Below are 14616 nucleotides of genomic sequence, written 5' to 3' on the forward strand. Positions count from 1 at the left end.
TGAGAACCACAGCGCCACGGACCTGGCGCCCTGAGACGGGGTGTAGTGCAGCACATGACGAAACCGCAGGTCGCCCGAGGCCGCGCGGAGCAGAGCACACTGAGCCGCCGCGAACGTGTGCGCGAAGCCACACTCGCCGAGATCAAGGCGATCGCCCGACGCCACCTCGTCGAACACGGCCCCTCGGGGGTCTCCCTGCGCGCCATCGCCCGTGAGATGGGGATGACCGCGCCCGGGCTGTACCGCTACGTGTCGGGGATCGACGCCCTGCTCATCGCCATCACGGCCGATATGTTCGACGAACTGGCCGACGCCGTCGCCGCGGCCGACGCCAGCGTCCCCGACAAGGACACCGACCGGCGCATCCTCACCTCACTGCGCGCCTTCCGTTCCTGGGCGATCGACCACCGGAGCGAGTTCGCGGTCATGTTCGGGCCGAGGGCCAGGTTGGATCCGAACGCGGACATCACCCCGGGGCTGGAGGCCGCGCGGCGCTTCGCCGCCACCTTCTACACGCTCTTCGACCGACTGCTGGTCGAGCGCCGCTTCACCCTGCCCGACAGCGAGCACGTCACGCCCGAGCTCGACCGTGAGCTGCGTTCCTTCGCCGAGAGCTGCGGGTTCTCCGCCCCGCACATCCCGGTGGAGGCGGTCATGGTGCTCACCTCGTGCTGGGTCCGACTCTACGGAGTGGTGTGTATGGAGGTGTTCGACCACATGAGCATCGTCATGAGCGACCTGGAACCACTCTTCGAGTCCGAGCTTCACACCGTGTTGGCGGACCTGGGCGTGCGATACGAGCCGCCGGGGGATAGCTCACCCTCCACCCTCAGCACTCCCGGTTAGACCCCATACTGGAGGTTCGCCGTGCTTGCCGGATTCGCCCGGGCGGGTCCGGCCATCTCCAGCGCGCGTCGGCACGAGAGGGAGGACGGACCCGTGGAGAACCAACCCGGCGGTGACGGCCCCGGGAGCGAGGAACCCCCGACCGAACGGCCCCACCCCGCCGACACCGCCCCCACCGAGAACCCCCAACCCCCCACTCCGGAGCCCTCCCCGAACCCCGCCGCCCCCGCACCCCAGACGCACACCCCCTTCCCCGGCCCCACACCACCCGCTCCCCCAACCGCTCCGCCCCACACCCCACCGACCGCCACAGGCGTCCGGACGCCCCCCGGCCCGCCGGCGCCACCCACGACCGCCCCCGGCCCCCACCCGCCGGTCGGCTACCCCCACGGCGCGCCCCAGGTCCTCCAGCCGACCCCCCACCCGTGGCCGGGCCCGGCTCCCCACCCGGGCGCCTACCAGGGTTTGGGCGCTTCGCACCCGCAGGGAGCTCCCCCCCATGGGGGGTGGGCACCGCAACAGGCCTGGGCTCCGCCGCACATGTGGGCCGCGCCGCAGCCTCCCCCGCGTCACCGCGGCGGTACGAGCGTGCTCTTCGGAACCTCCGTCGCGGCCGCGGTCGCGCTCGCGGCGCTCGCCGCCAGTGTCGTGACCGTGGTCAACACCCCCCGGGAGGACCCGTCGGCGGGCGGCGCCGACCTGGGGGCGTACTACGACACAGCGCTGGTCGCGGCCCCGAACCCGGTGGAGGTCGACCTCGTCGACCACCCCCTGTACGCGGTCGCGACACCGACCGCGGTCGAGTGCGACACCCCCGAGTTGGACATGGACTCGGACGAGTCGTGGGAGGAGTTCGCCAACGCGACCGGAACATGTCTGGACGCGCTGTGGAACCCGGTCATGGACGAGCTCGGGCTCTCCCCCGAGACGCCGGAGATCACCGTCACCCTCGAGTCACCCGACTCCGGTGACGAGGAGGGCTACACACTCGCCTACTACGAGGGCGACTACACGCGCATCACCGTCGTCCTGCCCAACGTCCGCGAGCTCGGCGCGTTCATCCCAGCGGAGGACCAGGAGGAGGTCTGGGTCGCCCTGATGGGGCACGAGTACGGCCACCACGTCCAGTTCGCGACCGGCATCCTCGACCTCTCCTACGACATGCGTGTCAAGGCCGAGGACGAGAACGAGGAACTGGACGCGCTGCGCCGCACCGAACTCCAGGCCGAGTGCATGGCCGGGGTCGGCCTGCGAGCGATCATGGACGGGGACGCGGACGCCCTGGACGTGGTCGACGAGCACTTCAACAGCGGTGGCGACCTGGACACGCACGGCAGCGCGGTCAACCGGTCGTTCTGGCTGGAGGAGGGCTGGTCGCGCGGGACCGTGGAGGGCTGCAACACCTACGGTGCGGACGAGGACCGGGTCTCCTGAGCGGAACCGCCGCCCCGACCGCCACCGCGGTGGCGGTCAGCCGCCCCCGATGACGTCGCGGTAGGCCCCCCAGCCGTGCAGTTTGACCCGTTCGCCGCGGTCCAGCTCCTCGGCCTGCTCGGCCTCGGCGCTGTCGATGCGCAGCCAGTCGCCGTACCCGCTGTGGACGATCCCGAGCTCGTCCAGCACCGTCTCCAGGGGGACCAGCTCGGACGCGCCCGACCGCAGCGCGGACGCGTCGTCGAGCAGGGAGCGGACGGTTCCGGCCGCGTCGGACTTGTTGGTCCCGATCACCCCGGTGGCACCGCGCTTGATCCACCCGGCCACGTAGTCTCCGCGGACCGGCCGACCACTCGGGTCCAGTACGCGGCCCTCCTTCTGCGGAACGGTCCGCTCGACCGGGTCGAAGGGCACGCCTGGCAGGGGGACCCCCGCATAGCCCACCGAACGCAGCACCATCCCGGTGTCGAGGACCGTGGTCTCCCCCGTCCCCACCAGATGCCCGTCCGCCCCCAGACGGGTGTGCTCCAGGCGGACGCCGGTGACCCGGTCAGTGCCCAGGATCTCCTCCGGGCGCACCCAGAAGTGCAGGTGGACGCGGCGCTCGCACCCGCGTGGAGCGCGCCGCGCCTGGTCCGAGAGCAACCGCAGGTTGGTGCGGGCCGCGCGGGCCACCTGGTGCAGTTCGGGGGCGGGGCCTCCCACGTCGGCGGGGTCGATGGCGACCTGGTCGGCGGGGACCATCACGTCGACGTCCGGTAGTGCGAGCAGGTCACGCAGTTCGGGCGCGGTGAACTTCGCCTGGAGGGGGCCGCGCCGGGCGAGCAGGTGGACGGTGCGGACGCGGCTGGCCGCCAGGGCCTCCAGGACGGGCTGGGGGATGTCGGTGTGCCGGAGTTCGTCGGCGGTCTTGACCAGGATGCGTGCCACGTCGAGGGCGACGTTGCCCGCCCCGACGACGGCGACCTCCTGCGCGCCCAGGACGAACCGCTCCAGTTCGCTGTCGGGGTGGCCGCAGTACCAGTTGACGAAGTCGGTGGCGGCGACGCTGCCGGGCAGGTCCTCACCGGGCACACCCAGGTGGCGGTCGACGCTGGCGCCGGTCGCGTAGACCACGGCGTGGTGGGTGCGGGCGAGGTGGGCGCGGGTGAGGGTGTCCCCGAACTCGACGCCGCCGACGAAGCGTACGTGCGGGTGTTCCAGGACCTTGCTCAGGGCGCGGGCCACGCCCTTGATCCTGGTGTGGTCGGGGGCCACGCCGTAGCGGACCAGGCCGTACGGGGTGGGCAGCCGGTCCATGACGTCCACCCGGACGGGGACGCGGTGCTGCCGGGTGAGCGCGTCGGCCGCGTAGATGCCCGCCGGGCCGGAGCCGATCACCGCCACCCGGAGCGGCTCGGTGTCCTCGGTGCGCTGCTGGTCGGGTTCGGGAGCCGTCATGCGCCCATTCTTGCAGCTCCGGGCCCGGTGGTCCGCACACGCGAAGGGCGCCCCGGCGTGGGGGCGCCCCTACGTCTGATTCCGGTGAGGCAAGCGGTCACCCCGAAGCGCCCGCCCCGCCGCGGAGCGGCCCCCGGGCGGTGGCGGGCGACGAAGCGGGGGGTACCGGAGCCGAAGGCTCTCCGTCGAGGGTGGTGGCGGGCGACGGGCGGGCAGGCATCCCTGGCCGCGTGGGCGCCCGAACACGGTCCGAGGCGAAGCGGCGAACCCAGGGGGTTTGTCGTTCGGGCGCCGCCAGGGTGCTGCAAGACGAGGCAAGCCGCGAGCGAGGAACGAGCGACAGGCGCCGCCGAGGATGAAGCATCCCTGGCCGCGTGGGCGCCCGAACACGGTCCAAAGCGAAGCGGCGGACCACATCAGGTACAGCCTAGGCCTTGTCTCCGGTCAGCGCGCGGCCGTCGGAGTCCTCAGCGGACTCGGTGTGGCGGGAAACGGTCTCGGTGAGCTTGCGGGACAGCTCCTGGGGGGTCAGGCCCTGCTGCTGGAGGATGCGGTCGCGCTTGGCGTGGTCGAGGAACTCCTGCTCGATGCCGAACGTGCGGACGGGCACGTCGACGTCGTGGTCGCGAAGCAGGCGGGCGACGGCGTCGCCGACGGCACCGGTACGGCCGTTGTCCTCGATGACCGCGACGACGCTGTGCTCGGCGGCCTCGGCGACCAGGGCCTCGTCCAGCGGTTTGACCCACATCGGGTCGACGACGGTGACGCCGATGCCCTGGTCGGCCATCCGGTCGGCTACCTCACAGGCCACCTGGGCCATGCTGCCGACACCGACGACGAGCAGATCCTTGGAACGGCCGCCCTCGGTGGCCCGGCGGAGCAGGTCCATGGAGCCGACCCGGCCGATCGCGTCCAGGTGCTCGGCGACCGCGCCCTTGGGGTAGCGCACGACCGTGGGGGCGTCCTGGACCGCGACGGCCTCGCGCAGGAGGCGGCGCAGGCGCTCGGCGTCACGCGGGGCGGCCAGGCGCAGGCCGGGCACGACCTGGAGGATCGACATGTCCCACATGCCGTTGTGGCTGGCGCCGTCGTTGCCGGTCACACCGGCGCGGTCCAGGCAGAAGGTGACGCCCTGCCGGTGCAGCGCGGCGTCCATGAGCACCTGGTCGAAGCACCGGTTGAGGAACGTGGCATAGACGGCGACCACGGGGTGCAGGCCGTTCATGGCCATGCCGGTGGCGGCGGTGGCGGCGTGCTGTTCGGCGATGCCGACGTCGAAGCAGCGGTCGGGGTAGGCCGCGGCGAACTTGTTCAGACCGGTGGGGTAGAGCATGGCGGCGGTGATGGCGACGACGTCCTCGCGCTCGGCACCGATCTCCACCATGGTCTCGCCGAAGACCGAGGTCCACTTCTCGACCTTGGGGCCGGGTTTGGCCTGGCCGGTGCTGACGTCGAAGGGGCCGGGGGCGTGGAACTGGTCCTCGTCGTGGTTCTCGGCGGGAGCGTAGCCCTTGCCCTTCTGCGTGATGCAGTGGACGATCACGGGTCCGCCGAAGTCGCGGGCGCGGCGCAGCGCCTTCTCCAGGGCGGGTTCGTCGTGGCCGTCGATGGGGCCGAGGTACTTGAGACCGAGGTCCTCGAACATCATCTGCGGCTGGATGGCGTCCTTGACGCCCTTCTTGAGGCCGTGGAGGGCCTCGTAGAGCGGCTGGCCGACCACGGGAGTCCGGTTCAGCGTGGACTTGGCCAGGTCGAGCGCCTGCTCGTATCCGGGCGTCAGACGCAAAGAGGCCAGGTGGTCGGCGATCCCGCCCCGGGTCGGCGAGTAGGAACGGCCGTTGTCGTTGACCACCACGACCAGGCGCCGGTTCTTGCGCTCCGCGATGTTGTTGAGCGCCTCCCAGGCCATACCGCCGGTGAGGGCTCCGTCGCCGATCACCGCGACGACGGTGCGGTCGTCACGGCCCCGGACCTCGTTGGCGCGGGCCATGCCGTCGGCGTAGGACAGGGCGGTGGAGGCGTGCGAGTTCTCGATGAAGTCGTGCTCGGACTCGGCACGGGAGGGGTACCCGGACAGACCGCCCTCGGACTTGAGGTTGGAGAAGTCGTGGCGACCGGTGATGACCTTGTGCGCGTAGGCCTGGTGACCGGTGTCGAAGAGGATGGGGTCCTTGGGTGAGTCGAAGACCCGGTGCAGGGCGATGGTCAGTTCGACCACGCCGAGGCTGGGTCCGAGGTGGCCGCCGGTCTGGGCACAGGAGTCGACCAGGAAGTCTCTGATCTCCCGCGCCAGCACTGGAAGCTGGTCGGCCGGGAGCTTCTTGAGAGCTTCCGGATTGTGTATCGACTCGAACAGTGCCACTGTCTCGTCAGTCCCCTCGTCCAACGTGTTCGCCTGAGTTTGCCGACCCCGGCCGCTGACCTGGCCAGAAATTGGCTACCGGCAGGTATACATACCCGAGTTTATGAGGCTGTGTCCACGGGTCGTACCCCGGATGCGGATGGGACAAGACCCTTGTCGCAGCCGGGTGCGGCCCCGGCACGCTCCGGGCGGACGATGTGTACGGGACATCGGCCCCACACGGGTTTTGGCGTAGATTACTCGCTCCGGAGCGGAGTATTGCCCTCCCCCCCACGACGCTAGCCAAGAAAAGCCTGCCCGAGCAGGCCGATCGCCGAGACCGTCACCACACAGAGCATCGCCACGCGCAGCCTCGCTCCGTCGATCCGACGGCGCACGACGTTGCCGAGGGCGAAGCCGGCTCCGACGAACGGGAGGGCGGCCACACCCACGACGGCCGTCCGGACGTCGAGCTGGCCGCCCGCCCCGAGCGCGGCCAGGGAGACACTCGCCCCGAGCAGGAAGAAGGCCGCCAGGGTGGCCCGCACGCGCGAGGGTGGCTCGTGCTGGTAGACCAGCGCCATCGGAGGCCCGCCCACGGAGGTCGCCGTGCCCGCGAACCCGGACAGACACCCCGCGACCACGAGGGAGACCGGGGTGACGCGCACCCGGAAGGACCACACCGACAACACGACCGCGGTGAGCACCATGGCGCCGACCAGTCCGGCCAGAGCCCGGGGTTGGAGGGTGGCGACGACCCACACACCCGCCAGCGTTCCGGGCAGGCGGGCGGGCAGGCCCCAGGCCACCCCCCTCCAGTCCACGTGCCCCCACTCCTGCACCAGCGTGAGCACGGGGAGCAGGACCGCGGCGATGAGCATCGCCCCCGGCATGAGGGTGGGGTCCAGGAAGGAGATGACCGGGGCCGCGACCAGGCCGAGACCGAGGCCGACCGTACTCTGCACGGCCGCGCCCGCGAGGACCGCGGTTCCGGCCAGGACGACGAAGACCCAGGTGTCCGCGTTCCCGAGGGGTCCGGCGGACACGGGTTCCAGGAGATCTGTGTACATGAGGGGGCTGACGCTACATGTCCACCCACCAGGTCGGAATTGCGAGGTCGGTTGATGGGATGATCAAGCGCGGCTGAGGTGGCGGACCCCGTCCGCGTACTCCATGGCCCGCTCCGGGTGCAGGAACCACTCGATGAGACCGCTCGGATCGCTGAAGGAGTTGGCGAACCGGTCGGCGGTCGCCTGGTCCTCCTGCGCGAGGCGGAACAGCTCCCACACGTGCCGGGGGCCGGAGAGCATGACCCTGCTCCACGCGGTCACGTGCCGCGCGTGGCGCCAGTAGGAGGCGAACGTGTCGCGCATGAACGCCTCGTCGAACGGCCGCGGACCGTGGTCGACGATCGCGCGGCGGTAGACGTCGGCGCACAGGGAGGCCATGTTGGCGCCCTGCGCGGTGACGGGGTCGTTGGCGACCACCGTGTCGGCCATCCCCAGGACCGCCGTGCCGTGGGGCAGCCGGGCGACCGGTTCGCGCACGACGGGCGCGTAGAAGGCGCGCAGAGCGGCCCTCGGGTCGGCGGGGACGGCGTCGGCGAAGCGCTCGTACTCCCAGGGCGCGTACCGACGGAGGACGTCCAGCAGACCCACGAGCACCGCCCCGGCCGAGGCGCCGGAGGGCACGGGCCGGTCCATGGGGCCGCCGGGCACGGCCTCGACCATCACCGCGTGGCAGGGTCCGGCGAGCGAGTACACGGGCAGGCTGACCACCTCGCCGAGCCCCGGAACCGCGCTGCGGCTGAGGACCGAGCCGTCGGGGTGGGGGTGGACCCCGGTGGCGTAGGCGACCGTCAGAGCGCGCTGGGGCGCGTCGAAGCGCGAGCGCGTCGTGTCACGGGGGAAGATCCGCGCCAGCTCGCCCCGTCCCGCGGCGACGACGGCCAGGTCGTGCTCCCGTGCGAGCTCCTCCAGTCCGTCGACGTCGACGCGGTGGCGAAGGAAGCGGCCGCCGCGCGCGACGAACAGGTCCAACCAGGCGGACAGCGTGAGCCGCTGGTCCACCGACTGGGCGGGTTCGTCCAACCGGCCCACCCAGGAGACGTCGGGGACTCCTCCCCCCGCGGGGTCGGCGACCCGGACGCCGACGCCCTCGACGAGGGGGGCGCGGTCGCGCCAGAGCGACAGGCCGTGCCGGCGTTCGCGCCGCAGCGCTGGTCCGAACAGGCACTGGGTGGACAGTACGGGCCCCGCGCGGAGTTCCTCCGGCCCGCTGGCACCGACCAGGGTGACGTCGTAGTCCTCCGCGAGCAGACCGAGGGCGAGTTGGAGGCCGGACTGTCCGGCGCCGACGACGAGGATCCTGCGCATGCTCTTCAATCTCCTGGAACGGGCGTCCCCCGTGACCCGCCGGATGGGGACGAACGGTATCCGGGCATGGTCGGGAGCCGCCTCGTGGGCGGGTGGTTCTTGGACTGGGTGATCGATCGCGACGAACCTAGCAGCGGCTTCGCGGGGGCCCGATCCACCCCGGGGAACGGGCCGACGGACCCTCGGGGCGGGCGCCTCAGCCCTCAGCCGGCCGTCGGCCGCGCTTGGTGTCGCGCGATCCCACCGGCACGGCGTCGGCGCAGTTCACGGCACCCGCGCGGCGGCGCCCCGCCGTGCGGACGCGGAGCGGACTCCAACGCCTCACCCGTCGGCCACCGACCCGACCGGCCGCGTCCGCGCGGCGTTCACCGCCTCGGACGCGGGGAGACGGAGTTCACAGAAAGGGGTGGGCCCCGGCCCGGCGGGAGCGGCCGGGCCGGGGCGTGGGGCGGCCGGGAGTGGAGTGAGCCGCCCTGGGGAGGGGAGGAGACGAGGCTCCTCCCGGAGGAATGGTGGGCTCGGGCGCGCCGGCCCCTTCTATGCGCCGCCCCGCGCGTGGGTCTTGCGGCCCCGTCGGGAGACCGCGTCCAGGATCACCGCGATGAGCAGCACCGCGGCGGTGATCATGAACCGGACCGAGGTGTCCATCTGGAGCAGCAGCAGACCGGAGGTGATCGCGCCCAGGACCAGCCCGCCGAGGAGGGCGGAGTAGGCGTTGCCGCGCCCGCCGAAGAGGCTCGTGCCGCCGATCACCGCCGCCGCGATGGCCATCATCAGCTCCGCGCCGCCACCGGTGGACACGCTCGCCGCGAAGTTGCGCGACGCCAGCATGATCCCGCCGAGCGCGGCCAGCGCGGAGGCGATACCGAACACCGACACGCGGATGAGGTCCACGTTGATGCCCGCGCGGCGGGCCGCCTCGGCGTTGCCGCCCACCGCGTAGACCATGCGGCCGTAACGGGTCTTGCGCAGGACCAGGTCCAGCACCGCCACGAAGCCGACGAAGATGAGGAAGGCCAGGGGGACGCCCTTGTACTGGTTGAGCATCCACACACCGCCGACCAGCGGGAGCGCCAGCAGAGCGGTCCGGGCCAGGACCTCGACCGGCGCCCGGTTGGGCAGCCCCGACCGGCGCCGCTTGCTCTCGACGGTCAGGACGGAGAGCAGGTACAGGGCCAGGACCACCAGCACGATGGCCCAGCCGACGACCGGAACGAAGTAGGTCTGGGTCAGGAGCGCGATCGGACCCGTCGAACTGGTGTTGATGGTCCCGTCGTTGCCCATGAGGTAGAGGTGCACACCCTGCCAGCCCAGCAGACCGGCGAGGGTGACGACGAAGGCGGGTACGCCGACCTTGGCGAAGATCACCCCGTGGATGAGGCCGATCACGAGGCCCACCCCGAGGGCCGCGAGGATCGCCAGCCATTCCGGGAGTCCGTACCGCACGGCGAGCACCGCCAGCACGGCGGCGGCCAGACCGGCGACCGATCCGATGGACAGGTCGATCTCGCCCAGCAGCAGGACCATGATCACGCCGGTGGTCATCAGGCCGATGGCGGCGATCTGCACGGTGAGGTTGGACAGGTTCTGTGGGGACAGGAACCGGTCGTTCATCGACTGGAAGACGATGCCGATCAGGATCAGCCCGATGACGACCGGGATCGGCCCGAGCTCGCCGCCGCGCACGTTGCGTCGCAGGACCTGGAGCCAGCCGCGCGGCGAGGCCGCGGTGACGAGCAGCCGGGGGTCGCGTGCGGCCTCGGCGGGGGCCCCTGCGGTGGTGGTGTCCTCTTGTGTGAGGTGTGTCTGCTGGGTCATCAGTGGTCCTTCGTGGCCACGGCGGAGGCGCCGGTACGTTCGGAGCGGCGGGTGACCGGGTTGTCCGCGGCGCCGGTGATAGCGGCCACGATCTCCTCGTAGCTGGTCTCCGCGATGGGGAAGTCCCCGGCGTTGCGGCCCAGCCGCAACACCACGGCACGGTCGGCGACCGCGCGCACGTCGGCCATGTTGTGGCTGATCAGTACCACTCCCAGGCCCTGGTCACGCAGGCGCTCGATGAGGTCGAGGACCTGCGCGGTCTGGGCGACTCCCAGCGCGGCGGTCGGCTCGTCGAGCATGACGACGCGGGGCTGTCCCAGCAGGGAGCGGGCGATGGCGATGATCTGGCGCTGACCGCCGGACAGGCCGGAGACGGGGACGCGCAGGTCGGGGATGCGCACCGAGAGGGAGTCCAGGAGTTCCCGGGCCCGGCTCTCCATGGCCACCTCGTCGAGGGTGCCCGGGAAGTGCAGCCGTTCGTTGCCGAGGAACAGGTTGCCGACGATGTCCAGGTTGTCGCACAGGGCGAGATCCTGGTAGATGGTCGCGATGCCGAGCCGCTGGGCGTCGGAGGGCGAACCGATGGTGACCGGCTGCCCGTCCCACGTGATGGTCCCGCCGCTGTCGGCGGGGTGGGCCCCTGCGATCACCTTGACCAGGGTGGACTTACCGGCTCCGTTGTCGCCGAGCAGGGCGACGACCTCTCCGGCACCGACGTGGAAGTCGACCTCGCTGAGGGCGCGCACGGCCCCGAAGGTCTTGGAGATCCCGGACAGTTCCAGGACGGGTGTGCTCATCGTGCTCGTGTCTCTTTCCTCGCCCCGGGGAGCGGGGCGGGCCGGTCGGCCCGCCCCGTCCTCCGCGGCGTCGCACCGTGGGTCTACAGGGCTTCTTCGCAGAACTCGGTGTCGGCGTAGTCGTCGGTGCAGATCTCCTCGATGCTGTAGACACCGTCCGAGACGACCGTGTCGCCGATGTTCTCCTCGGTGACCGCGATCGGGTCGAGCAGGATCGCCGGAACGGTCTCACCGTCGGCGTCCTCGACCTCGGTGAGGACGTACTCGCCCGCCTCGAGGTCCTCGCCGGTGGCCAGGGAGACCGCCATGGCCGCGGCGATCTGGGCCTCGGGGCGGATCGCCTTGTACACCGTCATGTACTGCTCACCGGCGATGATGCGCTGGATACCGTGCAGCTCGGCGTCCTGGCCGGTGACAGGCGGCAGGTCCTCGGTCTCCACGCCCGCGCTGCGCAGGGCGGAGATGATGCCGGAGGCCATACCGTCATTGGCGGAGTAGACGCCGATGATCTCGTCCACGCCCAGGGAGGTGATGGCGCCCTCCATCTGGCTGTTGGCCTGGTCGGGCGACCAGTCCGGGGTGTCGAACTCCTGGCCGATCTCGATCTGGTCGTCGAGGATCTCGTGGGCGCCCGCCTTGAAGTCGGCGGCGTTGGGGTCGGTGGGCGAGCCGTTGATCATGACGATCTGCCCGTCCCCGGAGGTGCCGTCCTGCTCGATGGCCTCCAGCAGGGCCTGGCCCTGGACCTGGCCCACGCGGACGTTGTCGAAGGACACGTACATGTCGGCGCCGCCCTGGGCGAGGCGGTCGTAGGCGACCACGGGCACGCCCTGGGACTGGGCCTCGTTGATCGTGCCCGCGGCGGCCTCGGAGTCGACCGCGCCGAGGACGAGAACGTCGACACCGTCGGTGAGCATGGCCTGCGCCTGCGTCTGCTGCTCGTCGACGTCCTGGTCGGCGTTGGCGTAGGAGAGCTCGCAGTTGGGGCACAGCTCCGCGAGGGCCTCCTCGAAGTAGGGCCGGTCGAAGGCCTCGTACCGGGCTGTCTGAAGCTCGGGCAGGAGGAGTCCGACGTGGAAGCCCTCTTCCAGGCTGTGGGTCTCCCGCTCGGCGTCGTCACCGGAGGTGGTGAGGGAGCCGCAGCCGGAGACGAGGAGTGCGAGGGCGGCGGTGGCCGCCGGGAGGGCCAGGGCGGCCGCTCGTGACGTGGAAGGGCGTCGTGTGCTCAACGCGGGGTGCCTCTCTGGACGGGGGATCGGTGTGGGAACTCGCGAGTGGTGGTGTGAAGTCAAACCTCACCGACGGCTTGCCGTCAACTGATGAACACATAACCGAAACATCACGAGCGTTGCGTTCACCCGTTAAAGATATTAAAAGCCCAGGTCAGAGCAGCAAAGAGGGCGTGTGACGCCATGTGAAGAATATTGCGAACGTTCCCGCGTTCACCCGGCCGAAGCGGCCCTGACCTCGTGCTTCACCGTATGCGAGACGAGGAGTGGGCGTCGCGTGAAGGCGGCGGAGGCGTCGGGGACGGCGACGGGGCGGATCCGGACGGCGAACGATGGGCGAAGGGGAAGTGCCGCAAGGGCTCGAAGACGGGGTCTCACAGGGCGACGTGCGCCGCGGTCCACAGCGCCCCGTACAGGGCCGCGTCCCGACCGAGCGCACCCGACATCAGGATCAGGTCCTCCCGCGCGCTGCCCAGGGCCCCGAGCTCCATCGCGCGCGCCATCGGATCGAGGAGCAGCTCCCCTGCCTCAGCCAGGTCGCCGCCGACGGTCACCCGGTCCGGGTTGAACAGGTTGGCGGCGATGGCCAGCCCCTGGCCGAGCGCCGTGCCCGCCTCCGCGATGACGCGCCGGCTTCCCAGGTCGCCGGAGCGCGCGGCCGCGACGACGTCGGCCACCCGGGGCCCGCCCGGGCCCCGCGCGACCTCGGAGTTCTGGGGCAGCATGTCCAGCAGGTAGCGCGCCCCGACGAAGGTCTCCAGGCAGCCCCGGTTGCCGCAGCGGCACACCGGACCACGTGGGTCGAGCGTGATGTGCCCGATCTCGCCCGCGGTGCCGCCCGCGCCGCGGAACAGCTCCCCGGACAGGACGATCCCCGCGCCGACCCCCTCCCCGATGACCAGGTGGATGAGGTGGCCAGCGCCCTCACCAGCACCGATCCGGCGTTCGGCCAGGGCCGCGAGGTTGGCGTCGTTCTCCGCCACCACGGGGACGCCGAGGCGTTCGCCGAGGGCCTCGGCCGGACGGAAGCCCGTCCAGCGGGGCACGCACGAGATCCGCCCGACCTCTCCCGTGCCCGGGTCGACCGGGCCCGGAACGGAGGCCACGGCCGAGGACACCGTGCGCAGGTCGATCCGCGCCCGTTGGAGGGTGATCTCGGCCAGCCACGCGGCGCGGCGCACCCCGCGCTCGGGGTCGGCGGCGACGTCGTAGCCGATCTCCTCGCGCGCCAGAAGGTTGCCGTCGCTGTCCCCCACACCGACCGCGACGCCGTCCACGGTGAAGTCGACCGCCAAGACCGCGCCCGGCGGGCGCAGCAGGGTGACCGCCCTGGCCCGCCGGCCGTTGGAGGCCGTGTCACGGACCGAGACCGTGCCCGCCGCGCGCAGCCCGCGCACGATGTTGGACACGCTCGCGGCGGACAGGCCGGTCGCCCGGGCCAGTTCCGCCTGGGTACGCGTCCCGTCCCGGCGCAGGACCTCCACGACGCGCCGTTCGTTGGCCTGCCGCAGGGCGGACTGGGATCCGGGCGTCACGGTGGCGTCGGTCACCCGGCTCCCCCTCGTGGTCGATCATCGGTCAGCGCCCCGCGCTGCTGTGAGGCATGCTACAAGCAGTGAACGCAAGCCGGAACACGGGGAGGCTGCTAGGACGTGGTCAGCGGCCATGGCCTAGGGTGCGGGATGTGTCAGTGGAACGTGTGCGGACCAGCGACGACCGGTGGGCCGACCGCCTGGCCTCGGCCGTGCTGGCCCGGGGCCGGAGGCGGCCTTTGCGCGTGGTCGCGGTCGAGGGGCGCTCGGGCTCGGGCAAGAGCACCGTCGCGGAGCGGCTGAGCGCCGCGCTGGCCTTGCGGGGCGAGCCGTCGGCGGTGCTGACCATGGAGGATCTGTACCCGGGGTGGGACGGGCTGTCGCTCGCCCACACGTTCCTGAGGGAGTGGGTCCTGGAGCCGCTCGCGCGTGGGGAACGCGCGGCCTGGCGGCGCTACGACTGGGAGCGCGGCGGTTTCGAGGAGGCCTGGACGGTGCTCTCCCCGGAACTGGACGACGGCGGCACCCTCATCGTCGAGGGCTGCGGGTGCGGGGCCCGGCCGGTGCGTGCGCACCTCGACCTGCTGGTGTGGGTGGCCGCGACCGACGCCGAACGGGGCCGGCGGCTGGACCTGCGTCGCGACGCCGCCCTGTACGCCCCCTACCGGACCCTGTGGGCACGGCAGGAGGACGAGTTCCACGCCGCGCACCGCCCCCGGGAGCACGCCGACCTGTGGGTGGACAACTCGGGGAGCGGCGCGCCCGCGCGGTGAGCGGCGGAGGGACACGCGGTCGGCGTCGTCG

General features: G+C 71.8%; 11 protein-coding genes. 3 read left to right on the forward strand and 8 right to left on the reverse strand.

Going from position 1 to position 14616, the window contains the following annotated elements; genetic code table 11:
* The first annotated feature begins 54 nt into the window (after positions 1 to 54).
* On the forward strand, positions 55 to 846 hold the full coding sequence (locus KIK06_RS11245) for a TetR/AcrR family transcriptional regulator (RefSeq protein ID WP_268643122.1): 792 nt from the start codon (positions 55 to 57) through the stop codon (positions 844 to 846).
* Between the two features lie 588 nt (positions 847 to 1434).
* On the forward strand, positions 1435 to 2280 hold the full coding sequence (locus KIK06_RS11250; RefSeq protein ID WP_017598298.1) for a neutral zinc metallopeptidase: 846 nt from the start codon (positions 1435 to 1437) through the stop codon (positions 2278 to 2280).
* Positions 2281 to 2316: 36 nt separating this feature from the next.
* Here KIK06_RS11250 and KIK06_RS11255 read toward each other — a convergent pair whose 3' ends face one another.
* The 8 genes from KIK06_RS11255 to KIK06_RS11290 form a co-directional block, all read right to left on the reverse strand.
* A complete protein-coding gene (locus tag KIK06_RS11255; protein WP_268643123.1) occupies positions 2317 to 3720 on the reverse strand; it encodes an FAD-dependent oxidoreductase in 1404 nt (467 codons plus the stop codon).
* A 427-nt stretch (positions 3721 to 4147) separates the two neighbouring features.
* A complete protein-coding gene (dxs, locus tag KIK06_RS11260) occupies positions 4148 to 6082 on the reverse strand; it encodes a 1-deoxy-D-xylulose-5-phosphate synthase (protein ID WP_017598300.1) in 1935 nt (644 codons plus the stop codon).
* A 278-nt stretch (positions 6083 to 6360) separates the two neighbouring features.
* Positions 6361 to 7131 (reverse strand): sulfite exporter TauE/SafE family protein, encoded by a 771-nt coding sequence (locus tag KIK06_RS11265; RefSeq protein WP_017598301.1) that lies wholly within the window; start codon positions 7129 to 7131, stop codon positions 6361 to 6363.
* Positions 7132 to 7194: 63 nt separating this feature from the next.
* Complete coding sequence (locus KIK06_RS11270) at positions 7195 to 8436, reverse strand: styrene monooxygenase/indole monooxygenase family protein (protein ID WP_017598302.1); 1242 nt, start codon at positions 8434 to 8436, stop codon at positions 7195 to 7197.
* Positions 8437 to 8973: 537 nt separating this feature from the next.
* Complete coding sequence (locus tag KIK06_RS11275; RefSeq protein ID WP_268643124.1) at positions 8974 to 10254, reverse strand: sugar ABC transporter permease; 1281 nt, start codon at positions 10252 to 10254, stop codon at positions 8974 to 8976.
* Positions 10254 to 11051 carry an ATP-binding cassette domain-containing protein gene (locus tag KIK06_RS11280; protein WP_268643125.1) on the reverse strand — a complete coding sequence of 266 codons (798 nt, stop codon included), beginning with the start codon at positions 11049 to 11051 and terminating at the stop codon, positions 10254 to 10256. Before KIK06_RS11280 ends, KIK06_RS11275 begins: the two co-directional genes overlap by 1 nt.
* Before the next feature lie 83 nt (positions 11052 to 11134).
* Positions 11135 to 12280, reverse strand: coding sequence for an ABC transporter substrate-binding protein (locus tag KIK06_RS11285; protein ID WP_268643126.1), 1146 nt, complete (start codon positions 12278 to 12280; stop codon positions 11135 to 11137).
* A gap of 374 nt (positions 12281 to 12654) precedes the next feature.
* Positions 12655 to 13830, reverse strand: coding sequence for an ROK family transcriptional regulator (locus KIK06_RS11290; RefSeq protein ID WP_268643127.1), 1176 nt, complete (start codon positions 13828 to 13830; stop codon positions 12655 to 12657).
* A gap of 134 nt (positions 13831 to 13964) precedes the next feature.
* On the opposite strand from KIK06_RS11290, the gene KIK06_RS11295 reads away from it, so the two are divergent.
* Positions 13965 to 14585 carry a uridine kinase family protein gene (locus KIK06_RS11295; RefSeq protein ID WP_268643128.1) on the forward strand — a complete coding sequence of 207 codons (621 nt, stop codon included), beginning with the start codon at positions 13965 to 13967 and terminating at the stop codon, positions 14583 to 14585.
* Positions 14586 to 14616: the final 31 nt, after the last annotated feature.

It is taken from the genome of Nocardiopsis sp. EMB25 (assembly GCF_026797795.1).
Taxonomy (GTDB): Bacteria; Actinomycetota; Actinomycetes; order Streptosporangiales; family Streptosporangiaceae; genus Nocardiopsis; species Nocardiopsis lucentensis.